Origin of the sequence: Faecalibacterium sp. An58, assembly GCF_002161515.1 — a bacterium.
GTDB classification, from domain to species: Bacteria; Bacillota; Clostridia; order Oscillospirales; family Ruminococcaceae; genus Faecalibacterium; species Faecalibacterium avium.
The window spans coordinates 56483-78210 of record NZ_NFHX01000009.1 but is presented as its reverse complement, the minus strand read 5'-3'; the positions used below and the strand labels follow the sequence as shown (position 1 = coordinate 78210).

Genomic DNA, 21728 nt, shown 5'->3' with positions numbered 1-21728 from the left:
CCGTTGTCCAATGTACCGGAATTTATCCGGAGGAAACAATTTGGACGAAAAGTTTCTTCAAAGTGGAAATTTGGCTTGTTTTCAGGGTGCAAATGCCGTATAATGAAAAAAAGAGCCAAAAGCGGATTTTTGTGTATTTATCGGAAACTGCACAATTTGCACGAACAAAGGGGACGTTTTTTTGTGGATATAGTGCACGAAACCGGCGAACGCATCCGGTATTATCGAAAAAAGAGGCAGATGACCATCGACCAGCTGGCAGCGGCCATCTGCAAGAGCAAATCCTGCGTTTCCAAATATGAGAACGGGCAGATCGCCATCGACCTGGCCACCCTGTACGATGTGGCCGCCGCGCTGGAAGTACGGGTGACGCAGCTGCTCTATCTGCCGCCCGACCGAACCCCCGGCCTGCCGGGCGGGGCGGTCCCCGCCTTCTTTTCGGGGCTGGACCGCTTTTACTGTTACTATTACGATGGCCGGAGCAACAGCATCGTGCGCAGCGTGGGGGACATTCTGGAGGAGACGGAACCGGGGTCCTTCCATGTCCATATGTACATGAACGTGGACGATTACGGCCACTATCACCTGTGCGAAAACCTCTACGACGGCCGTCTGACCCATTTTGATACGCTGAGCCTGCTGGTCCTGCAAAACCAGCATATGGAGATGGACCTCTATCAGGTGGGCATCCCCAGCCCTTATATGAATGGACCGGTCAAGTGGGGGCTGGCATTCGGCATTTCCAGCCGCCCGCTGATGCCCACCTCCACCAAGATCCTGTTCGCCAAGAGCCCGCAAAAAGAAACGCCCGAGTTTGAAAAGAGCCTGCGTCTGTCCAAAGAGGATATCCGGCTGATGAAGCTGTACAATATGCTGACCATCCTGTGATCGCGCTGCCCCGGCGGCTGGGGCGGCGGAGGCCGGCAGAAAAAAGTCCTGTCCAGCCGACATGTGCGGATGGACAGGACACATACAGGGAAATTTAGCGCTGAGAGTGTGCGAGGCCACAAGGCCGAGTGCGCGGTTCGGCGCTAAATTTTGTCCCCAGGGGGCAGCCGCGCCGAGCGCGTCCTGCGGACGAAACAGCGAAGGCGCGGCTGGCGCAGCGCTCCGGTTTTCGCAAGGGCGTAAGTCCCGCAGCGAAAATCGGCTAAGCGCAAGAGAGCCAGGGGGAAGGAATTTCTGCCGCGCGACTGCGCGCAGAAATGGGTTCCCCCTGGAGCGTGTCGAAACGACACGCTAAGGACATCCCGCAAGGGATGTCCTGTTTTGGCATTGTAGGGGAGATGCCGCAAAGCGGAAGCTCCTTTTACGGATCTTCGGTTTTGGATGCCTCCAGCGCGGGTGCGTCCTGGACAGCCTCGGATGCTTCTGCGGTGGGCGTATCCTGGACGGTTTGGGGTGCTTCCGGTGCGGGCGCAGCCGGAATGGTCTTGGGAAGTTCCGGCGCAGGCGTATCCTGGACGGTGGTTTCGGGTGCTTCCGCTGCAGGCGCAGCCTGGGTGGCCGCAGGAACAGGAGCCGGCGCGCTGGGGTAGACCTTCACACGGCGGGCATAGATGACCCGGGTGTCGGCCAGCATATCATGCAGGGCGGTCTTTTCTTTGGTGAAGGCGGCCATGAGGTAGCCGATGCAGGCAAATCCGCTGAGGTATTTGCCCACCGTCTCCCGGTAGACCAGACTGAACAGCCCCGGGTCCGAGCCGTCCCGGGCCACCACCCGCAGGTTCATGACCCGCTTGCCGGGGGTGGCTCCGCAGCGCCATACCAGCAGGATGTTGTACAGCGCTGCCAGCAGCCAGAACAGGATATCCTGCAGGGTATGGTCAAACAATACCTGGCCCCCCAGAGGGGTTTGTTCCAGCAGTGCGAAGGGCCCTGCCAGGGCCAACCGTACCGCCAGCAGTCCCACGGCCAGGATGGCGCTGTCCAGGGCAAAGGCGGCCAGCCGCACCCAGAAACCGGCGTAGGTGCAATCTTTCTCAGTACAGGTCTGCATAGTACATCAGCCCTCCTTGCGTCTGCTGGGCCAGCTCGGTCAGCACCTGTGCCTCGGACTTGGGCATCACCTGATCCACGGCGGACAGCAGGGTGTCCAGCAGGCGGGCGGGCCCGGCTTCCAGGGTGTAGAACCGATCGACCCCGCTTTCTTCGCTGATCGCGGCTTTGGCCTCGTCGTACAGGCAGATCTGGTCGATCAGGCCGTTGTCCAGGGCCTGCCGGGCGGTATAGGTCCGGCCGTCGGCCAGGGTGCGGACGGCGGCCTCATCCATGCCGCGCCCTTCGGCCACCACTTCCACAAAGCGGTCGTAGCTCTCGTCCACCTGGCTTTGATAGATGGCGATCTGTTCTTCGGTCAGGTCGCCGGCCTTGAAGGGGCCGCTGGTGATGTTCTCCTGCCGGATGCCCAGCTTGTCGTACAGACCGGTCATATCCACCGCCGACATGATCACTCCGATGGAGCCGGTGGTAGTGTTGGGGTTGGCGTAGATGGTATCCGCCGCAGCCGACACATAATACCCGCCCGATGCGGCATAGTGGCCCATATAGCACCAGATGGGACGGCCGGTGACCTGTTTGTACTCCTGCAGCTTCCGGTACAGCTCCTCGCTCTCGTACACTGCGCCGCCCGGAGAATCCACGTCCAGCAGGATGCCCTTGTTGGACTCGTCCTGCATCAGACAGTCGATGTATTCCAGGGTGGTGGTGTGCTGGTAAGTCTGGCTGGTGTCCAGCAGGGTGGTGGAGGTCTGCTCACCGATGGTGCCCTTGACCTGCACCACGCCGATGTAATCCTCGTCCGGGGCCTGGAAGGTATAGCCGCCGGTCAGCCCCACCCCTGTGGGCTGGACAGGAACGAGGGAGGCAGCCAGTTGGTGCGTGAGTACGCTGCTGACCCCCGTGACGATGAACAGGGCGGCCGCAGCGGCCAGCCCCACGATCTGCTTGGTTTTCATTGGATCACTCCTTGCTGTTTTTGATCTGCTTGGGGCGTATCGGAAAACTCATCCATCCTGAAAACCGGAATAGCGCAGGTGCCGCGGCGCTCATGCGCCTTGCATCCGCATCTTTCTGACAAATGGTTCAGCATTTTTGACTTCTCAGATACACCTTAAAGATTACCACCAAGCGGGGCCGCGGTCAACCGTCCGCACCGCCTGCGCAGCAAAAAAGCCCCCGCCTTCCCGCAAGGGAGGGCAGGGGCGTGTTTGGTCGCAGAGGGGAGCGGATCAGTATTCCTTGGCCTGCTCTTCGCCGGTGACCACCCGCAGCGCGCCCTGGCACAGAGCCAGCAGCTCATCTTCGCCGGGGTAGACGGTGATGGGGGCGATGAAGCCCAGATACTTCTCCAGCACCTCATAGGTGTAGGGATCATAAGCGATGCCGCCGGTCAGGATGATCTGGTCCACCTTGCCGCACAGCACGGCGGCCATGGCGCCTGCATCCTTGGCGATCTGATAGTAGAAGGCGTCCTGCACCAGCTTGGCCTCGGCGCTGCCTTCCTTCACCATCTTCTCCACCACGCGGGCGTCGTTGGTGTGCAGGTAGGCGTTGAAGCCGCCGTTGCCGCAGATCTTCTTGTAGATCTCCTGCTGGGTGTACTTGCCGCTGAAGCACATCTTGACCAGGTCGCCCACCGGCACGGTGCCGCTGCGCTCGGGGCTGAAGCAGCCCTCGCCGTCCAGGATGTTGTTCACGTCCACCACCTGGCCGTGGTCGTGGGCGCCCACCGACACGCCGCCGCCCATGTGGATGACGATCAGGTTCAGGTCCTCATAGCGGGCGTCGTGCTCCTTGGCATAGCGGCGGGCCACGGCCTTCTGGTTCAGGGCATGGAAGATGGAGCGGCGGGGCAGCTCGGGCATACCGGACAGGCGGGCCTTATCGGTCAGCTCATCCACCACCACCGGGTCCACGATGTAGCTGGGCACGCCCAGCTTGTCCCCGATCTCCCGGGCCAGGATGCCGCCCAGGTTGGAGGCGTGCTGGCCCTGCACGCCCTTCTTCAGGTCGGCCAGCAGCGCATCGCTGACGGCGTAGGTGCCGCCGGGGATGGGCTTGAGCAGGCCGCCCCGGCCCACGATCACATCCAGGCTGTGGGGGTCGCAGTTCTTTTCCTTCAAAAAGTCCAGAATGATCTCCTTGCGGAAGTCCTTCTGATCGATGACGCTTGCGTATTTGGCGATTTCCTCGGTGGGGTGGCGCAGGGTCTCCTCGAACAGCAGCGTTTCGTCCTCGAACACACCCACCTTGGTGGAGGTGGAGCCGGGGTTGATGACCAGCGTTTTGATCGACATACTCTCTTCTCCTTTTTGTTTACTCAGCCTTCAGGTTGGCGGCCACGACGGCGGCCAGGGCGATGGAGTTGACCTTGGTCTGGAAAGAATCCGACCGGCTGGTCAGGATGGCGGGCACGCGGGTGCCGGTCAGGATGCAGCCGTTCTTGCACTCAGCGGTGTGTACCAGGGTCTTGTAGACCAGGTTGCCGGCCTGGATGTCGGGGAACAGCAGGATGTCGGCGCAGCCGGCGGCCGGGCGGTCCTGGGCGCCCTTGTGTCTGGCGGCCTCGGGGTCGATGGCGATGTCCATCGACAGGGGACCATCCACCACACAGCCGGTGATCTTGCCCTCGGCGTTCATCTTGCGCAGCTCGTCTGCGTCCACGGTGCAGGGCATCTTGGGGTTGACCACTTCCACAGCGGCCAGGGGAGCCACCTTGGGGCACTCCACGCCGCAGGCATGGGCCACGGCCACCGTGTTCTCAATGATGTGCACCTTGTCCTCCAGGGTGGGGTAGGTCACAAAGGCCACGTCGGTCAGGAACAGCAGCTGCTCGATCCCCTTGACTTCAAACACCGCCACATGGGACAGGGTATTGCCGGTGCGCAGGCCCACTTCCTTGTCCAGGACGCTCTTCAAAAAGGTCTTGGTGTCCAGCAGGCCCTTCATGTACATATTGGCCACGCCGTCATGGGCCAGCTTGACCGCGGTCAGGGATGCCTTGACCTTGTCGGGCTCGTTGATGATCTCATAGCCGGACAGGTCGATGTCCAGCTGGGCGGCGATCTTGCGGATGGCGGCCTCATCGCCTACCAGAATGGCGTCTGCGATGCCCTGCTTGCGGGCCGCGTCCACAGCCTCCAGGACGGCGTCGTCTTCGGCGGCTGCCACGGCCAGCTTCTGCTTGCCGCAGGTCTTTACTCTTGCGATCAGATCCTCGAAATTCATGGTACTGCACCTCGTTTTCATTTCCACTGCATAAAAAGAGGGGACACGCCCCGTTGTTAAAATAATAACACGGTATGACCCCCGGGTCAAGTGGACGCGCCGGCGCGTCCTTTTGGGATGGATGGGCCCTGCTGCACAGGGATTCAAAAGCTGTACATATTCTGCACATCGGTTGAACACATCCTGCTGGTACAATCGGGCCAGGCTGGAAAAGGGAAGCCAAAGGCCTCTTTTTGGGCCCCTTACGCTGATAGTTATAGCATTAACGAAGTCGAGAATCAATAGAAAAACGCAAAAATGACGCTGTCATGCCCTCTCTTGGCAAAATCTACAAAAAGATGAGAGATTGTTTTAAATTGTTTGGGGCATGAAAACAGAAAATCTGCACAAAACTACTTGATAAACTTTTGACAATGTGCTTTACTATGGGTGTCAGGAGGCGAGGGACGCCGCCTTGGCCCACGGGTCGTTAGAAAAATAACGACAGGGGCCGTTTGACACGGAACGCAGGGCCGCTGTATGGCAGGCCCGTGCGCAAAACAGGGAGGCAGTTTCCATGGCCATCGCCATTTATCCCGGCTCGTTCGACCCGGTCACACGGGGGCATCTGGATATCATCCACCGGGCGGCCAACATCCACGACCAGCTGATCGTGGCGGTGCTGATCAACAGCGCCAAGCGGCCGCTGTTCACCATTGAGGAAAGGGTGGCGCTGCTGACCGAGTGCTGCAAGGACCTGCCCAACGTCACCGTACAGAGCTTTGACGGACTGACGGTGGATTTCGCAAAAAAATGCCACGCCACCGTGATGGTGCGGGGGCTGCGGGCCGTCACCGACTTTGAAAACGAGATCCAGCTGGCCCAGACCAACCACGCCCTGATGCCCAGCATCGAGACGGTGTTCCTGGCCACCAGCATCAAGTGGAGCTATCTGTCCTCCACCGTGGTCAAGGAAGCGGCCCGCTACGGCAGCGACATCAGCCAGTTCGTCACCCCCAATGTGGAGAAGGCCGTGCACGAGAAATACAGCGCTCTGCGCACAGCCGGCCCGTCCTTATAAAAGGGCACATCCATGCAAAAGCCCCTGAGGGCGCATCCCAAAGGGTTTTTGATAGAAGGTTTTATTCGCAGCAAATCCGTCCTTCCACACAATCAACCATAACAGGAGGCAAACAAACATGAAAAAGATCGTCATTGCATCTGCATGCCGCACCGCCATCGGTAAGTTTGGCGGCACCCTGTCCAATGTGCCCGCCGCCGAGCTGGGCGCCATCGTCATCAAGGAGGCCATCAACCGCGCCGGCATCAAGCCCGAGCAGGTCGATCAGGTGTATATGGGCTGCGTCATCCAGGCTGGTCTGGGCCAGAACGTGGCACGTCAGGCTTCGATCAAGGCAGGCCTGCCTGTGGAGACCCCCGCTGTCACCCTGAACGTGGTGTGCGGCTCCGGCCTGGAGTGCGTCAACAACGCGGCACGGATGATCGAGGCCGGCGATGCCGACATCGTCGTGGCCGGCGGCACCGAGAACATGGATATGGCTCCCTTTGCCATGATGAAGGGCCGCTACGGCTACCGCATGGGCTACCCCATGGGCAAGAGCGAGCTGGTGGACACCATGGTCAACGATGCGCTGTGGGATGCGTTCAACAACTACCACATGGGCATCACCGCCGAGAACGTGGCTGACCAGTGGAACCTGAGCCGTGAGGATCTGGACAACTTCGCTTACAACAGCCAGCTGAAGGCTTCTGAGGCCATCAAGAACGGCGCCTTCAAGGACGAGATCGTCCCCGTGGTCATCAAGAACAAGAAGGGCGACATCATCTTCGATACCGACGAAGGCCCCCGCCTGAGCACGCCCGATGTGCTGGCCAAGCTCAAGCCCGCCTTCAAGAAGGACGGCAAGGTCACCGCCGGCAACGCTTCCGCCATCAACGACGGCGCGGCCGCTCTGGTCCTCATGAGCGAGGACAAGGCCAAGGAGCTGGGCATCACCCCGATGGCTACCTGGGTTGCAGGCGCTCTGGGCGGCGTGGACCCCTCCATCATGGGCGTCGGCCCTGTGGCCGCTACCCGCAAGGTGATGGCCAAGACCGGCCTGACCGTGGCTGACATGGATCTGATCGAGGCCAACGAGGCGTTCGCTTCCCAGTCCCTGGCTGTGGCGCACGACCTGGAGTTCGACATGAGCAAGGTCAACGTCAACGGCGGCGCCATCGCTCTGGGTCACCCCGTCGGCGCTTCCGGCGCCCGCATCCTGGTCACCCTGCTGTACGCCATGAAGCATCGCGGCGCCAAGAAGGGCCTGGCCACCCTGTGCATCGGCGGCGGCATGGGCTGCGCCACCATCGTCGAGATGGACTGAGCCTGTCTGCGAAAAAGATCCGATCCGGGCGGGGGACGCAGGCTCCTGCGCCGCCCCGGCCCGATAGTCTGAAAGGAAACGACAAAAATGGCTTTTGTGAAAACTGAAGTGCAGGGCGCGGTGGAGATCATCACCATCGACCGCCCCAAGGCGCTGAACGCGCTGAACCCCGAAGTCCTGGCCGACCTGAAGGCCGCCTTTGAGGCCGTGGACCAGGATACCATCCGCTGCATCGTGCTGACCGGAGAAGGGGACAAGAGCTTTGTGGCCGGCGCGGACATCGGCTCGATGAGCACTATGACCAAGGCAGAAGGCGAGGCCTTCGGCAAGCTGGGCAACGACATCTTCCTGATGATCGAGCAGTTCCCCATCCCCGTCATCGCCGCAGTCAACGGTTTTGCGCTGGGCGGCGGCAATGAGCTGGCCATGAGCTGCGATATCCGCATCTGCTCGGACAACGCCGTCTTCGGCCAGCCCGAAGTGGGCCTGGGCATCACCCCGGGCTTTGGCGGCACCCAGCGTCTGGCCCGCCTGGTGGGCCTGGGCATGGCCAAGCAGCTGGTCTACTCGGCTTTGAACATCAAGGCCGACGAGGCTCTGCGCATCGGTCTGGTCAACGCGGTGTATCCCCAGGCCGAGCTGATGGAGAACGCGCTCAAGCTGGCCGGCAAGATCGCCAAAAACGCGCCCATCGCGGTGCGCAACTGCAAGAAGGCCATGAACGAGGGCATCTCGCTGCCCATCGAGAAGGCCGTGGAAGTGGAGGAGAAGCTGTTTGGCGACTGCTTCGAGACCCACGACCAGAGAGAGGGCATGGCTTGCTTCCTCTCCCGTGAGAAACCGAAACCCAAGGCTGTTTTCACCAACAACTGATGTTTTAAGACAGGATAAATGAAAAAGGAGAAATTGCTATGAAAATCGGCGTCATCGGCGCTGGCACCATGGGCCAGGGCATCGCAAAGGCATTTGCACAGGTGGGCGGCAACACCGTCGTTCTGTGTGACATCAAGCAGGAGTGGGCGGACAACGGCAAGGCCAAGATCGTCAAGGGCTATGACCGTCTGGTGGCCAAGGGCAAGATGACCAAGGCCAAGGCCGACGAGATCTGCGATGCCATCACCCCGGGCATCAAGGAAGATCTGTGTGCTGACTGCGACCTGATCGTGGAGGCTGCCTTTGAGGACATGAAGGTCAAGCAGGATACCTTCTCCCAGCTGGACAAGATCTGCAAGCCCGAGTGCATCTTTGCTTCCAACACTTCCTCCCTGTCCATCACCGAGATCGGCAAGGGCCTGAGCCGCCCGCTGGTGGGTATGCACTTCTTCAACCCCGCCGACCGCATGAAGCTGATCGAGGTCATCGCCGGCGGCAACACCCCCGCCGACGTGGTGGAGAAGATCAAGGAGATCTCGGTGGCCATCGGCAAGCAGCCGGTGCAGGTCAACGAGGCTGCCGGCTTCGTGGTCAACCGCATCCTGATCCCCATGATCAACGAGGCTGCCTTCATCAAGATGGAGGGCGTCTCTGACATCGAGGGCATCGACACCGCCATGAAGCTGGGCGCCAACCACCCCATGGGTCCCCTGGAGCTGGGCGACTTCGTGGGCCTGGACATCTGCCTGGCCATCATGGACGTGCTGTACAAGGAGACCGGCGATTCGAAGTACCGCGCCTGCCCCCTGCTGCGCAAGATGGTGCGCGGCGGCAACCTGGGCTGCAAGACCGGCAAGGGCTTCTATGTCTACAACGCAGACCGCACCAAGACCCCTGTGGACAAGCTGTAACACCGTACCGCAAGGGTAACCGGGCGTGAAAGAACGTTCCCTGCAGAACCAAAAAGCCTGCGGGGAGCGGTTTTGCCCCCGCCCGATCAACAATACATTTCCAAGGGAGGAAGCAGTGATGGATTTTACTCTGTCCAAGCAGCAGCTCATGGCGCAGAAGATGTACCGCGAGTTCGCTGAGAACGAAGTCAAGCCCCTGGCAAAGCAGGTGGATGCAGAAGAATACTTCCCCAAAGAGACCGTCGAGAAGATGAGCAAGCTCGGTATGATGGGCATTTACTTCCCGACCTCTGTGGGCGGCGCAGGCGGCGACGTGCTGAGCTATGTCATGGCCGTGGAGGAAATGAGCAAGGTCTGCGGTACCACAGGCGTTATCCTGTCGGCCCACACCTCGCTGTGCGCGGCCCCTATCTATGAGAACGGCACCCCCGAGCAGAAGGCAAAGTACCTGCCCAAGCTGTGCAGCGGCGAGTGGCTGGGCGCTTTCGGCCTGACCGAGCCCGGCGCCGGCACCGATGCCCAGGGCCAGCAGACCTACGCCGTGGAGCGTGAGGACGGCTGGCTGCTGAACGGCTCCAAGATCTTCATCACCAACGCCGGCTTTGCCGATGTGTTCATCATCATTGCCGTTACTGGTACCGTGCTGGACAAGCGCGGCCGCAAGACCAAAGAGATCTCCGCCTTCATCGTCGAGCGCACCGACCCCGGTTTCAAGGTCGGCAAGCCCGAGGAGAAGATGGGCATCCGCGGCTCCTCTACCTGTGAGCTGATCATGGAAGACTGCCTGATTCCCAAGGACCGCCTGCTGGGCGTCAAGGGCCGCGGCTTCCAGCTGGCCATGGCCACTCTGGACGGCGGCCGTATCGGCATCGCCGCCCAGGCCCTGGGCATTGCAGAGGGCGCCCTCGATGAGACGGTCGCCTATGTCAAGGAGCGCAAGCAGTTTGGCCGCAGCATCGCACAGTTCCAGAACACCCAGTTCGAGCTGGCTGAGATGAAGGCCCGCGTGGACGCAGCCAAGTACCTGGTGTACGCCGCCGCGCTCAAGAAGCAGGACGTCATGAACGGCCAGAAGACCCGTTACAGCGTGGAGGCTGCCGAGGCCAAGCTGATCGCAGCCCGCACCGCCAGCGATGTGACCCGCCGCTGCCTGCAGCTCTTCGGCGGCTATGGCTACACCCGCGATTATCCGATCGAGCGGATGATGCGCGACGCCAAGATCACCGAGATCTACGAGGGCACCAGCGAAGTGCAGATGATGGTCATCTCGGGCGCGATGCTGAAGTAAGGAGGGCAATGTTACGATGAAAGCAATTGTTTGTGTCAAGCAGGTTCCCGACACTTCCGGCAAAGTGGCAGTCAAGCCGGACGGGACCCTCGACCGTGCCTCTATGGCAACCATCACCAACCCCGATGACCTGAACGCCCTGGAGGCCGCCCTCCAGCTGAAGGACGCCACCGGCTGCGAAGTGGTCGTGGTGACCATGGGCCCCCCGCCGGCCGAAGGGATGCTGCGCGAGCTGCTGGCCCGCGGCGCTGACCGTGCCGTGCTGATCTCGGGCCGTGAGTTCGGCGGTTCGGATACCTTCGCCACCAGCCAGATCATTGCCGCCGCCGTCAACAAGATCGGCGTCGGCCCTGAGGATATCGTCTTCTGCGGCCGTCAGGCCATCGACGGCGATACCGCCCAGGTGGGCCCCCAGATCGCCGAGAAGCTGCACCTGCCCCAGGTCACCTATGCCGCCGACATCCAGAAGGACGGCGACAGCCTGGTGGTCAAGCGTATGCTGGAAGACGGCTACATGATGATCCGGGTCAAGACCCCCTGCCTGATCACCTGCATCAAGGAGCTCAACCAGCCCCGCTACATGAGCATCAACGGCATCTTCACCTGCTACGACAAGCCGATGGAAGTCTTCGACTACGAGGCGCTGAAAGATGATCCCCTGATCGAGGTGGACACCATCGGCCTGAAGGGCTCGCCCACCAACGTCTTCAAGTCCTTCACTCCTCCCCAGAAGGGTGCAGGCACCATGCTCACCGGCGACGACGTGGCTGCCCAGCTTGCGTCTGTCCTCGCCAGCAAGCATCTGATCTGACGAAAGGAGCAGGATTACAATGGCTGATTTTAACGAATACAAGGGCGTGTGGGTCTTCTGCGAGCAGCGGCAGGGCGCACTGATGTCCACCGACTTCGAGCTGGTGAGCGAGGCCCGCAAGCTGGCCGACGAGCTGGGCTGCGAGGTCACCGGCCTGCTGCTGGGCGACCATGTGGAGTCCATCGCCAAGGAACTGGGCGGCTACGGCGCAGACAAGGTCATGGTCTGCGAGAGCCCCCTGCTGAAGGATTACACCACCGACGCCTACGCCAAGGTGGTCTGCGATATGGTCAACGAGTACAAGCCGGAGGTGCTGCTGATCGGCGCCACCAACATTGGCCGTGACCTGGGCCCCCGCTGTGCAGCCCGCCTGCACACCGGCCTGACCGCCGACGCCACCCATCTGGACATCGACACCAAGAAGTATGTGGACTTCCTGGCTGAGAGCTCCACCATCGATCTGTCCAAGCAGAAGTTCGACTATGAGGACCGCAACCTGAAGATGACCCGTCCGGCATTCGGCGGCCACCTGATGGCTACCATCATCTGCCCCCGGTTCCGTCCCCAGATGTCCACCGTCCGTCCCGGCGTTATGAAGAAGGCTCCCTTCGATCAGGCCAAGGCAGATGCCTGCCAGATCGTCAAGCCCGCCTTCTCCCTGACGGCTGAGGATATCAAGACCGAGGTCCTGAGCGTGGAGAAGGCCGCCACCAAGCTGGTGGACCTGATCGGCGCAGACGTGATCGTCTCGGTGGGCCGCGGCATCTCCAAGGATGTCGAGAAGGGCATCGCCCTGGCCGAGCAGCTGGCCCAGGCTCTGGGCGGCGGCGTTGTGGGCGCTTCCCGTGCCGTCACCGATGCAGGCTGGATGACCGCCGACCACCAGGTGGGCCAGACCGGCAAGACCGTCCACCCCAAGATCTATGTGGCTCTGGGCATCTCGGGCGCCATCCAGCACGTGGCTGGTATGCAGGACTCCGAGACCATCATTGCCGTCAACAAGAACGAGTCTGCTCCCATCTTCGGCGTTGCAGATTACGGCATCGTGGGCGATCTGTTCAAGGTCGTGCCTGAACTGGTCAAGGCCATCGAGGCTGCCAAGGCTGCCAAGTAAGACGGCTTTACAGTAAAAACTGCATCTCCATGCGTTCCAACGAGCGCTCCGCCTTCCGGGCGGGGCGCCCGTTTTTGTTTTGGGGGCCAGGCCAGGGCTTTTTGCCGGGCGGGCTGCACCCTTGCGCAAACGCTGTTTTATGTTATACTATACTTGAATAAAGTAAGGGAGGACAGGGCCTTGGAAGAATACCGCACCATCCGGGGGCAGGCCGCCGGGGAATATGAGGAGAAGAAAAGCCGCTTCCTGGCGGCGGCAGCCCATGTGGAAAGCGAGGAGCAGGCGGTGGCCTTTTTGGAGCAGATCCGTGCGGCCAACCGGACAGCCCGGCACAATGTCTATGCATATAAGCTGCGTGCGGGCAACCGGGAGCGCTATTCCGATGACGGCGAGCCCGCCAAGACTGCGGGCACCCCGGTGCTGGAGGTGATCGGCCACAGCGGCCTGACCGACCTGATCGTGGTGGTGACCCGGTATTTCGGGGGCATCCTGCTGGGCACCGGGGGCCTGGTGCGGGCTTACACCACCGCGGCATCCCGGGCACTGGAAGCGGCCGACCAGGTCACAGTGCAGCCGGTGGTGCGGCTGTCCATGACGGTGGAGTACCCTCTCTATGAGCGGACGGCGCTGTTGGTGGAGGCGGCGGGAGGGAAACTCGCAGATCCCGTCTTTACCGACCGGGTGGCCTTGCAGTGGCAGATGCGGGCGGGTACCCAGGCCCCTCTGCTGGACCAGCTGCGGGAGCTGACCCGCGGCCAGGGCAGGGTGGAGGTATCCCAGCCTTTCTACGGACCCATTTGAACTGGAAAATTTTTCCACCCCCCATCATTCTACCCCTTGTGACACGCCCGCTGTGGTAGAATACTGCCGGCGGACCTTGTGCCGTGATGTTGAAAGTGAGGTATAGCCGATGGATGTACGCCTGCGCACCCAAGAGATCGAGCATCTGACCCTGGCGGACTGGGCCAGTTTTTCGGACCGGAGCCATGGCCGTGCCCGTCCCGAGCCGGAGGACCCCATCCGCCCGGTCTATCAGCGGGACCGGGACCGGATCATCCACTGCAAGGCCTTCCGGCGCCTCAAGCAAAAGACCCAGGTCTTTCTCTCGCCCGAGGGGGACTTGTACCGCACCCGCCTGACCCACACCCTGGAGGTGTCCCAGATCGCCCGCACCATTGCCCGGGCCCTCCGCCTCAATGAGGACCTCACCGAAGCGGTGGCCCTGGCTCATGACCTGGGGCACACCCCCTTCGGCCATGCGGGAGAGCGCGCGCTGAACGGCCTGTGCCCCGGCGGGTTCAAGCACTATGAGCAGAGCCTGCGTGTGGTGGACCGTTTGGAGAAGGACGGCCGGGGCCTCAATTTGACCTGGGAGGTGCGCAACGGCATCGTCACCCACACCAAGGGCACCTGGGCCGCTACGCCGGAAGGCCGGATCGTGCGGATGGCGGATCAGATCGCCTACGTCAACCACGACATCGAGGACGCGGTGCGCGCGGGGGTGCTGGATGCAGCCCTGCTGCCCAAAGAGGCCACCGATGTGCTGGGCCTGACCAAGTCGGCCCGGATCACCGCCATGATCAACAGCATCCTGGTCCACACCCGGCCCCCTGCGATCCAGGCGGGCCCGGCGGAGGACGAGGCGTTCCGGGCGCTGAAGGCGTTCATGTACGACACCGTCTACGTGGACAAGGTGGCCAAACGCGAGGAACAGAAGGTGGAAAAGGTGATCGAGGCCCTGTATGAATACTACATGGCCCACCCCGAACGGATGTCCTCCCTCTATCAGCGGATCGCGCAGGAGGAAGGGGACGACCGGGCGGTCACCGACTATATCAGCGGGATGAGCGACGAGTTTGCCATCCGCGCCTTTGAGGAGCTGTATGTGCCCCGGCGTTGGCACGTCCTGTGACCGCAGCGGCCCGCGCCCCGGGACTGCGGAAGAATACCATCAAGCAAGGAAGTTATTTGGATGATCCCACACGAATATGTTGAAGAGCTGGTGCGCCGCAGCGATATTGTGGACGTGGTGGGCAGCTATGTCCAGCTCAAACACAAGGGCCGGCTGTATGGCGGGCTGTGCCCGTTCCACAACGAAAAGACGCCGTCCTTTTATGTCTACCCCGAGACCCAGAGCTTTTATTGCTTTGGCTGCGGGGCGGGCGGGGATGTGATCACCTTTGTCAAAAAGATCAATTCCCTTACATACCCCGAGGCGGTCAAACTGCTGGCGGCCCGGGCCGGTATGCCCGAACCCGAGGAGGACGACGGCACCGGCCGGATGCGCAGCCGCATCCTCTCGATGAACAAGGAGGCGGCCCGGTTTTTCCATGCCTGCCTCAACTCCAGCGTGGACGAGGCCGCCCAGGCCAGGGCTTACTGGCGGCGGCGCGGCCTGGATGACCGCACCATTTCCCGGTTCGGGCTGGGGTATGCCCCCAACGATGGACAGGCCCTCTACCACTTTCTGCGGGACAAGGGCTACACCCAGGCCGAAATGGACGCCAGCGGCCTGTTCAAGCGCAGTCAGGCGGGGCGGATCTACTGCCTGTTCTGGCGGCGGGTGATCACCCCCATCTTTGATCTGCGGGGCAACGTCATCGCCTTTGGCGGGCGGGTGATGGATGACTCCAAACCCAAATACGTCAACAGTCCCGAGACGCTGGTGTACCACAAGTCGGATACGGTGTTCGCCCTCCAGATCGCCAAAAAGAGCGCTTCCCGCCGGTATGTGCTGTGCGAAGGGTATATGGACGTGATCAGTATGCAGCAGGCGGGCATCGATACGGCGGTGTGCGCCTGCGGCACCGCCCTGACCCAAAACCAGGTCAAACTGCTGAGCGAATACGCCGACGAGGTGATCCTGAGCTATGACTCGGACGAGGCGGGCCAGAAGGCCACCCTGCGCTCGCTGGAGCTGTTCCGCAACAGCCCCGTGCAGGTGGGGGTGCTGAACATCCCCAACGCCAAGGACCCCGACGAGTACATCAAGAAGTTTGGCCCGGAGCGGTTCCGCCAGCTGCTGGACGGGGCGGGCAACGCGCTGGAATTCCGGCTGGCCCGGGCCCGGTCCAAATACGATCTCAAGCAGGATACCCAGCGGCTGGAGTACATCCAGGAGGCGGTGTCCATCCTGGCGGACGGCTCCACCCCCACCGAAAAGGAGCTGTACGCCGGCCGCCTGGCCGAGGAGACCAACCTTTCCAAGACGGCGGTGATGGCCCAGCTGGACTTGGCCGTCCGCAAGGAGGGCGCCCGGCGGCGTTCGGCCCGGCAGAAGGAGATCCTGCACTCGGGCGAGATGGATACCATCAAACTGCCCTTTGGCAAAAACGGACCCGGGGCGCTGGGGGCGGCCTCTTCCCAGCGCTGGCTGGTGGCGGCGGCCCTGCGCCAGCCCGAGTACCTGAAAAAGATCGCCCCGGCTCTCAAGCCGGAAGGGATCCTCAACGAGGACCTGCGGGAGGGCTACCAGGCCATCCTGCGCTGCTATGAGCAGGGCCGCGAGGTGAGCCTGGGAGCCGTAGCGGGGGAGATCGGGGAAAAGGCCCTGAATGAACTGAGCGCCGCTGCGGCAGAATACAGTCATGTGAGCTGCACGCCCCAGGATATCGAGATGCACCTGGAGCGGATCGCCCGGGGGGCGCCGCGCTCGGCCCAGGCCGGCGGCATGAGCGACCAGGAGCTGACCGACTACATCGCCCAGATCCGGCAGCGCAAGGGGGGCGGACAGACGGAACAAGAGGAATGAACCACACCTGTCCTGTGCGCTTTGCATCTTGACTGAAAGGAGAGACCTCTTTTGATGTCCCCAGAAAAGCTAGCAGATTCCCTGGCGCGGAAGGCACGCCGCCGGCCCCTGACCCCCGAGCAGCTGAGCCGCGCCATGGAGGCGGAGGATTTTGACCTGTCGGGGCTGGACGCGCTGTACGAGGCCCTCAAGGCCCGCGGGGTGGCCCTGGCCCCCGAAGCGGGGGAGGAGCCTGACCTGCCTCCCTTTGACGAGGCCCAGATCGGCACGCTGGAAAAGGAGCTGTCCCCCTCGGGGGTGACGCTGGACGACCCGGTCAAGGCGTACCTGAAAGAGATTGGCGCCGTGCCCCTGCTGCAGCCGGAAGAGGAACTGGCCCTGGCCCAGGCGGCCCAGCAAGGGGACGCGGGGGCCAGGCAGCGCCTGTGCGAGGCCAATCTGCGTCTGGTGGTGTCGGTGGCCAAGCGCTATGCCGGGCGGGGCCTGCCCTTTCTGGATCTGATCCAGGAGGGGAACCTGGGGCTGATGAAGGCGGTGGAAAAATTCGAGCCGCAGCGTGGGTTCAAGTTTTCCACCTATGCCACCTGGTGGATCCGCCAGGCCATCACCCGGGCCATTGCGGACCAGGGACGCACCATCCGCATCCCGGTGCATCTGGTGGAGAGCATCAACCGGGTCAAAAAGACCTCCTCGGAACTGCTGCATCAGAACGGCCGGGAACCCACCCCTGCCGAGATCGCCGTGCGGCTGTCCATCGAGCCGGACCGGGTCAGCCAGCTGCTGCAGCTGTCCCAGGAACCGGTCAGCCTAGAGACCCCGGTGGGGGAGGAAGAGGACGCCCACATCGAGGACTTTGTCCAGGACGACACGGCCGGCGTGCCGGCGGATGAGGCAGGCCGCCAGATGCTGCACCGGGAGCTGGTGTCGGTGCTGGCCAGCCTGACCCCCCGGGAGCAGCGGGTGCTGTCTTTGCGGTTCGGGCTGGAGGATGGACGCCCCCGCACGCTGGAGGAGCTGGGCCAGGAGTTCAACGTCACCCGGGAGCGGGTGCGCCAGATCGAAGCAAAAGCCCTGCGCAAACTGCGTCATCCCAGCCGGGCCAAGCGCCTGCGGGATTATCTTGAGGAATGAACGGCTGAAGCCGCGGCCCGGAGAGCCGCGGCTTTTTTGTTTGGTGAACACTGTGTGTGAAAGCAGGGTTTTTTGTCTGCTTCCCTTGCAAAAAGGCCGCCGGAATAGTAAAATAATACCATATGTATCGTAACATGGGCTACTGTGACCCAAAGGCGGATATATATACAGAAATGATCTGGAAAGAATGAAAAGGGAAGAGGAACTATGATTTACAGCATGACTGGCTACGGCCGCGCCAGCGCGGTGTGCGGCGGGCGGGAGATCACGGTGGAAATGCGCAGCGTCAACGCCCGGTACTTTGAGTACAGCTCCCGGATACCCCGGAACTGCGCCTTCCTGGACAGCCGCCTCAAGGCGCTGCTGAACAGCCGTATTGCCCGGGGCAAGGTGGAGCTGACCCTGACGGTCCAGAACACCGAGGCGTCCGACATGGCGGTGGCCGTGGACATGGAACTGGCCCGCAGCTACCAGCAGGCCTTGCGGGATATGTCCGAAAGTCTCGGCGTCAAGAACGACATCACCGCAGGGCTGCTGGCCCGTTTCCCCGATGTGCTGGTGGCCCGGCAGGCCCCGGTGGACGAGGAACAGCTGTGGAGCGATGTATCGGATGTGGCGGCTCTGGCCCTGCAGCGCTTTGTGGAGATGCGGGGAGTGGAGGGCGCCAAGATGCTGGCCGACATCGCCGCCCGTCTGGATACGGTGGAGGCCTGTGTGGACCGTGTGGAGAGCCTGAGCGCCGGCCGGGTGGAAAAGTACACCCAGCGGCTGTATGAGCGTCTGAAGGTCATCCTGGAGGACCGCTCCATCGACGACGCCCGGGTGCTGACCGAGGCCGCCATCTTTGGGGACAAGACCGCCGTGGATGAGGAGACGGTCCGCCTGCGCAGCCATATCGCCCAGTATCGGGAGATCCTGGGCAGCGACCAGCCTGTGGGACGCAAGCTGGATTTCCTCACCCAGGAGCTGAACCGGGAGGCCAACACCATCGGTTCCAAGTGCCAGGACCTGGACATCACCCGGGTGGTGGTGGACATGAAGGCGGAGATCGAAAAGATCCGCGAGCAGATCCAGAATCTGGAGTAAGGGTATGAAACTGATCAACATTGGGTTTGGGAATATGGTCAGCGCCGAGCGGCTGGTGGCGGTGGTCAGCCCGGATTCCGCTCCCATCAAGCGCATCGTCAAAGAGGCGCGGGAGCAGGGCCGGCTGATCGACGCTTCCTATGGGCGCAGTACCCGGGCGGTCTTGATCATGGATTCGGATCATGTGATCCTGTCGGCTCTGCAGCCCGAGACGGTGGCGGGCCGCGCAGGGAGCCCGGTCCAGCCCGACCCCAAATCCCCACAGGAGGAAGCATAACCATGGAAGGCGAAAAATATTTGTTTGTAGTGTCGGGGCCGTCGGGCGTCGGCAAGGACAGCGTGATGAGCCGGCTGCGGCAGGCCCATCCCGAGATCGAAAAGACCATCTCGGCCACCACCCGCGCCCCCCGCGAAGGGGAGAAGGAAGGGGTCAACTACTATTACCGCACCAAAGAGCAGTTTTTGCAGATGCTGGAACAGGGGGAGATCCTGGAGAGCAACCATTTCAATGGCAACTACTACGGCACCCTGCGCTCCGAGGTGGAAAAGCGGATGGCCGCAGGCAAGCTGACGCTGCTGAACATCGACATCCACGGCGCGGCCAACATCAAGCGGCTCTACCCCGGGTCCACCAGCATCTTTTTGCTTCCCCCGTCCTTTGATACGCTGGAAGCCCGGCTGCGGGGCCGCGGCACCGACAGCGAGGCGAACATCCGGCAGCGGCTGGCCATCGCGCAGGAGGAGCTGCGCTGCGCCGATGCGTTCGACCTGAAGATCGTCAACGATGACATCGGACGGGCCGCAGAGGAACTGTACGATGTGATGATCCGGCGCTCCGGGCTGTCCCTCTGAGCGGGACCGGAAAAGCGATACATACCACAAAGAAAGGAAGCTGGACGGATGCCGAAGACGGTGGGTGTTGCGGTGAGCAACGCGGCCTTTCACTTTGATAAGCTGTATACCTACGCGGTCATGCCCGACCAGCAAAACCAGGTGCGGCTGGGCAGTATGGTGCTGGTGCCCTTCGGCCGCGGCAGCCGCTCCCGCATGGGGGTGGTGCTGGCCTGCGACGCCGAGCCCGAGAGCGCCAAACTGAAATACATCTTTGACGTGGCGCCCGCCTCCGCCTGCCTCACTGAGGAACTGCTGGAGCTGGTGCGCTTTTTGAAGGCGCGCACCTTCTGCACCTGGTATGAGGCGGTCAAGGCGGTGATCCCCTATGGGGCCCAGTATAAGCCCGCCCTGGCCGCCGACGGGGTGACGCCCGTGCTGCAAAAGCAGCTGGTGCGCCACACCGAGATCCTGTACAGCCTGGCGGGCCCGCTGCCCCAAAAGCCCAAGCCCACAGCCAAGCAGCTGGCGGCGGTGGCGCTGCTGGGCGGGGGACCCCGCACCCAGGCGGACCTGGAGGCCCATGGGATCAGCCGGGCGGTGGCCGAAAACCTCTGTGCCAAGGGGGTGCTGGCCAGCCAGCGGGTGAACAAGTCCATCGACCTGTACGCCCACATCCCCCAGGAAGCCGAACACCTGGAGCTGACAAAAGAGCAGCAGGACGCCTATCAGGCTCTGGCCCCCCATCTGGAGACAGGCCGGCCCCATGCCGCGCTGCTCTACGGGGTCACCGGCAGCGGCAAGACCCTGGTGTTCCTGCAGCTGATCCAGCGGTGCCTGGACCTGGGCCGTACCGCCCTGGTGCTGGTGCCCGAGATCAGCCTGACCCCCCAGATGATCCGCCGCCTCAAGGCCAGGTTCGGCAGGCGGGTGGCGGTGCAGCATTCGGCCCTCAACCACACCGAGCGGCTGCTGCAATGGCAGATGATCCAGGACGGCGGGGCCGATATCGTGGTGGGCACCCGCAGCGCCGTGTTTGCGCCGCTGGAAAAGATCGGCCTGATCGTCATAGACGAGGAACAGGAGCACACCTACCGCTCCGAGTCGGCGCCCCGGTACTCGGCCCACGAAGTGGCCCGGTGGCGGGCTGCCAAAAACGGCGCGCTGCTGGTGCTGGCCAGCGCCACCCCCAGCACCGAGACGTTTTACGAGGCGCAGGCGGGGCGGTGCCAGCTGGTACGGCTGACCCGGCGGTATGCGGGCCAGCCGCTGCCCAGCGTCCAGATCGTGGATATGCGGGCGGAGCTGGCTGCGGGCAACCCCCGGGAGATCAGCCTGGCTTTGGAAGATGCCCTGAAAGAAAACCTGGCCGCCGGCAAGCAGGCCATCCTGCTGCTCAACCGCCGGGGTTACCAGACCATGGCCCAGTGCGAGGACTGCCGCCAGGTGCTCAAATGCCCCAAGTGCAGCGTGCCCATGGTGTACCACAAGGCGGGGGGCGGACGGCTGCTTTGCCACTACTGCGGTACCCAGCTGTCCCCCCGGCCCGAGACCTGCCCGGCCTGCGGGGGCAGGCTGCAATACTGGGGCTTCGGCACCCAGAAGGCGGAAGAAGAACTGGCGGCCCTGTTCCCCGAGGCGAGGGTGCTGCGGATGGACCAGGATACCACCGCCGCCAAGGATGCCCACGAAAAACTGCTGGCCCAGTTTGCCCGCCATGAATACGACATCATGGTGGGCACCCAGATGGTGGCCAAAGGGCTGGATTTTGAGGACGTGACCCTGGTGGGGGTGCTGGGCATCGATTCGCTGCTGTTTGCACAGGGCTTCCGGGCCAGCGAGACGGTGTTCAGCCTGGTGACCCAGGTGGTGGGCCGCAGCGGCCGGGCTTCCAGTCCGGGGCGGGCCATCATCCAGACCACCGACCCCGCCAACCAGGTGCTGGCGCTGGCCGCCGCGCAGGACTACGACGCCTTTTTTGCCCAGGAGATCGAATACCGGCGGCTGGGGCTCTACCCGCCCTTCTGCAGCCTGTGCATCGTCAGCTTTTCGGGCAAGAAGGAAGGGGAGGTGGCTCAGGCGGCCGCCCGCTTTGGCCAGCTTCTGGCAGGGCTGGCGGTCAAACAGCCGGACATCCCCCTGCGGGTGCTGGGCCCCACCCCCGGCAGCATCCTGATGATCAACGAAGTATACCGCTATAAACTCACCATCAAGTGCCGCAACGACAAGCGGTTCCGGGCTTTGCTGCGCCAGGCTCTGGGCCTGTACGAGCAGGAAAAACTGCCCGCCCGGGCTGCGCTGGCGGTGGATATGCACTCGGATGGAGAGATCTGACCG

The 21728-nt window shown here is 62.5% G+C and carries 20 protein-coding genes; 16 read left to right on the top strand and 4 right to left on the bottom strand.

The window, feature by feature from the left end:
* Positions 1-183: 183 nt before the first annotated feature.
* A complete protein-coding gene (locus B5G12_RS07830) occupies positions 184-888 on the top strand; it encodes a helix-turn-helix domain-containing protein (RefSeq protein WP_158099700.1) in 705 nt (234 codons plus the stop codon).
* Positions 889-1309: 421 nt separating this feature from the next.
* On the opposite strand, the gene B5G12_RS07825 is transcribed toward B5G12_RS07830, so the two are convergent.
* The 4 genes from B5G12_RS07825 to ptb all read right to left on the bottom strand — a co-directional run bounded on the left by B5G12_RS07825 (position 1310) and on the right by ptb (position 5409).
* Positions 1310-1999 (bottom strand): RDD family protein, encoded by a 690-nt coding sequence (locus tag B5G12_RS07825; RefSeq protein ID WP_087324518.1) that lies wholly within the window; start codon positions 1997-1999, stop codon positions 1310-1312.
* Complete coding sequence (gene sppA / locus B5G12_RS07820; RefSeq protein WP_087324517.1) at positions 1983-2957, bottom strand: signal peptide peptidase SppA; 975 nt, start codon at positions 2955-2957, stop codon at positions 1983-1985. The genes B5G12_RS07825 and sppA overlap by 17 nt, the downstream gene beginning before the upstream one ends.
* 273 nt (positions 2958-3230) lie before the next feature.
* Entirely contained in the window at positions 3231-4298 is a 1068-nt protein-coding gene (gene buk / locus B5G12_RS07815; RefSeq protein ID WP_087324516.1) for a butyrate kinase, read from the bottom strand.
* 19 nt (positions 4299-4317) lie between these two features.
* On the bottom strand, positions 4318-5409 hold the full coding sequence (gene ptb / locus B5G12_RS07810) for a phosphate butyryltransferase (RefSeq protein WP_522731430.1): 1092 nt from the start codon (positions 5407-5409) through the stop codon (positions 4318-4320).
* A 376-nt stretch (positions 5410-5785) separates the two neighbouring features.
* Between ptb and coaD the strand changes: the two genes are divergently transcribed.
* The 15 genes from coaD (at position 5786) to priA (ending at position 21725) form a co-directional block, all read left to right on the top strand.
* Complete coding sequence (coaD, locus tag B5G12_RS07805) at positions 5786-6289, top strand: pantetheine-phosphate adenylyltransferase (RefSeq protein ID WP_087229478.1); 504 nt, start codon at positions 5786-5788, stop codon at positions 6287-6289.
* A 118-nt stretch (positions 6290-6407) separates the two neighbouring features.
* Positions 6408-7595: an acetyl-CoA C-acetyltransferase gene (locus tag B5G12_RS07800; RefSeq protein WP_087324515.1), complete on the top strand. Its 1188-nt coding sequence runs from the start codon at positions 6408-6410 to the stop codon at positions 7593-7595.
* 87 nt (positions 7596-7682) lie between these two features.
* Positions 7683-8468 (top strand): enoyl-CoA hydratase-related protein, encoded by a 786-nt coding sequence (locus B5G12_RS07795; RefSeq protein WP_087324514.1) that lies wholly within the window; start codon positions 7683-7685, stop codon positions 8466-8468.
* Between the two features lie 38 nt (positions 8469-8506).
* Positions 8507-9379 carry a 3-hydroxyacyl-CoA dehydrogenase family protein gene (locus tag B5G12_RS07790; protein WP_087229469.1) on the top strand — a complete coding sequence of 291 codons (873 nt, stop codon included), beginning with the start codon at positions 8507-8509 and terminating at the stop codon, positions 9377-9379.
* A gap of 118 nt (positions 9380-9497) precedes the next feature.
* Positions 9498-10667, top strand: coding sequence for an acyl-CoA dehydrogenase family protein (locus B5G12_RS07785; RefSeq protein WP_087229466.1), 1170 nt, complete (start codon positions 9498-9500; stop codon positions 10665-10667).
* Between the two features lie 16 nt (positions 10668-10683).
* Entirely contained in the window at positions 10684-11478 is a 795-nt protein-coding gene (acrB, locus tag B5G12_RS07780; protein WP_087229463.1) for an acryloyl-CoA reductase electron transfer subunit gamma, read from the top strand.
* 19 nt (positions 11479-11497) lie between these two features.
* Complete coding sequence (gene acrA / locus B5G12_RS07775) at positions 11498-12592, top strand: acryloyl-CoA reductase electron transfer subunit beta (protein WP_087229460.1); 1095 nt, start codon at positions 11498-11500, stop codon at positions 12590-12592.
* Between the two features lie 180 nt (positions 12593-12772).
* Positions 12773-13393: an IMPACT family protein gene (locus B5G12_RS07770; protein ID WP_087229457.1), complete on the top strand. Its 621-nt coding sequence runs from the start codon at positions 12773-12775 to the stop codon at positions 13391-13393.
* A gap of 109 nt (positions 13394-13502) precedes the next feature.
* Positions 13503-14504 carry a deoxyguanosinetriphosphate triphosphohydrolase gene (locus B5G12_RS07765; RefSeq protein WP_087229454.1) on the top strand — a complete coding sequence of 334 codons (1002 nt, stop codon included), beginning with the start codon at positions 13503-13505 and terminating at the stop codon, positions 14502-14504.
* A gap of 60 nt (positions 14505-14564) precedes the next feature.
* Positions 14565-16343: a DNA primase gene (gene dnaG / locus B5G12_RS07760; protein WP_087229451.1), complete on the top strand. Its 1779-nt coding sequence runs from the start codon at positions 14565-14567 to the stop codon at positions 16341-16343.
* 54 nt (positions 16344-16397) lie between these two features.
* Positions 16398-17474: an RNA polymerase sigma factor RpoD gene (rpoD, locus tag B5G12_RS07755; protein WP_087229448.1), complete on the top strand. Its 1077-nt coding sequence runs from the start codon at positions 16398-16400 to the stop codon at positions 17472-17474.
* A gap of 207 nt (positions 17475-17681) precedes the next feature.
* The gene (locus tag B5G12_RS07750; RefSeq protein ID WP_087324513.1) at positions 17682-18560 is read left to right on the top strand and encodes a YicC/YloC family endoribonuclease; all 879 of its coding nucleotides are present in this window, start codon (positions 17682-17684) and stop codon (positions 18558-18560) included.
* 4 nt (positions 18561-18564) lie between these two features.
* The gene (locus tag B5G12_RS07745; protein ID WP_087324512.1) at positions 18565-18837 is read left to right on the top strand and encodes a DUF370 domain-containing protein; all 273 of its coding nucleotides are present in this window, start codon (positions 18565-18567) and stop codon (positions 18835-18837) included.
* Between the two features lie 2 nt (positions 18838-18839).
* Positions 18840-19412, top strand: a complete 573-nt coding sequence (gmk, locus tag B5G12_RS07740; RefSeq protein WP_087229438.1) for a guanylate kinase — start codon at positions 18840-18842, stop codon at positions 19410-19412.
* Between the two features lie 48 nt (positions 19413-19460).
* Positions 19461-21725: a replication restart helicase PriA gene (gene priA / locus B5G12_RS07735; RefSeq protein ID WP_087324511.1), complete on the top strand. Its 2265-nt coding sequence runs from the start codon at positions 19461-19463 to the stop codon at positions 21723-21725.
* Positions 21726-21728: the final 3 nt, after the last annotated feature.

Bases quoted from the DNA above. Each gene is read 5' to 3' on its own strand.
- B5G12_RS07800 (WP_087324515.1), top strand. From the start codon at position 6,408: ATGAAAAAGATCGTCATTGCATCTGCATGCCGCACCGCCATCGGTAAG.
- rpoD (WP_087229448.1), top strand. From the start codon at position 16,398: ATGTCCCCAGAAAAGCTAGCAGATTCCCTGGCGCGGAAGGCACGCCGC.
- sppA (WP_087324517.1), bottom strand. From the start codon at position 2,957: ATGAAAACCAAGCAGATCGTGGGGCTGGCCGCTGCGGCCGCCCTGTTC.
- B5G12_RS07785 (WP_087229466.1), top strand. From the start codon at position 9,498: ATGGATTTTACTCTGTCCAAGCAGCAGCTCATGGCGCAGAAGATGTAC.
- B5G12_RS07765 (WP_087229454.1), top strand. From the start codon at position 13,503: ATGGATGTACGCCTGCGCACCCAAGAGATCGAGCATCTGACCCTGGCG.
- priA (WP_087324511.1), top strand. From the start codon at position 19,461: ATGCCGAAGACGGTGGGTGTTGCGGTGAGCAACGCGGCCTTTCACTTT.
- acrB (WP_087229463.1), top strand. From the start codon at position 10,684: ATGAAAGCAATTGTTTGTGTCAAGCAGGTTCCCGACACTTCCGGCAAA.
- B5G12_RS07745 (WP_087324512.1), top strand. From the start codon at position 18,565: ATGAAACTGATCAACATTGGGTTTGGGAATATGGTCAGCGCCGAGCGG.
- coaD (WP_087229478.1), top strand. From the start codon at position 5,786: ATGGCCATCGCCATTTATCCCGGCTCGTTCGACCCGGTCACACGGGGG.
- B5G12_RS07825 (WP_087324518.1), bottom strand. From the start codon at position 1,999: ATGCAGACCTGTACTGAGAAAGATTGCACCTACGCCGGTTTCTGGGTG.
- gmk (WP_087229438.1), top strand. From the start codon at position 18,840: ATGGAAGGCGAAAAATATTTGTTTGTAGTGTCGGGGCCGTCGGGCGTC.
- buk (WP_087324516.1), bottom strand. From the start codon at position 4,298: ATGTCGATCAAAACGCTGGTCATCAACCCCGGCTCCACCTCCACCAAG.
- acrA (WP_087229460.1), top strand. From the start codon at position 11,498: ATGGCTGATTTTAACGAATACAAGGGCGTGTGGGTCTTCTGCGAGCAG.
- B5G12_RS07750 (WP_087324513.1), top strand. From the start codon at position 17,682: ATGATTTACAGCATGACTGGCTACGGCCGCGCCAGCGCGGTGTGCGGC.
- dnaG (WP_087229451.1), top strand. From the start codon at position 14,565: ATGATCCCACACGAATATGTTGAAGAGCTGGTGCGCCGCAGCGATATT.
- B5G12_RS07790 (WP_087229469.1), top strand. From the start codon at position 8,507: ATGAAAATCGGCGTCATCGGCGCTGGCACCATGGGCCAGGGCATCGCA.
- B5G12_RS07795 (WP_087324514.1), top strand. From the start codon at position 7,683: ATGGCTTTTGTGAAAACTGAAGTGCAGGGCGCGGTGGAGATCATCACC.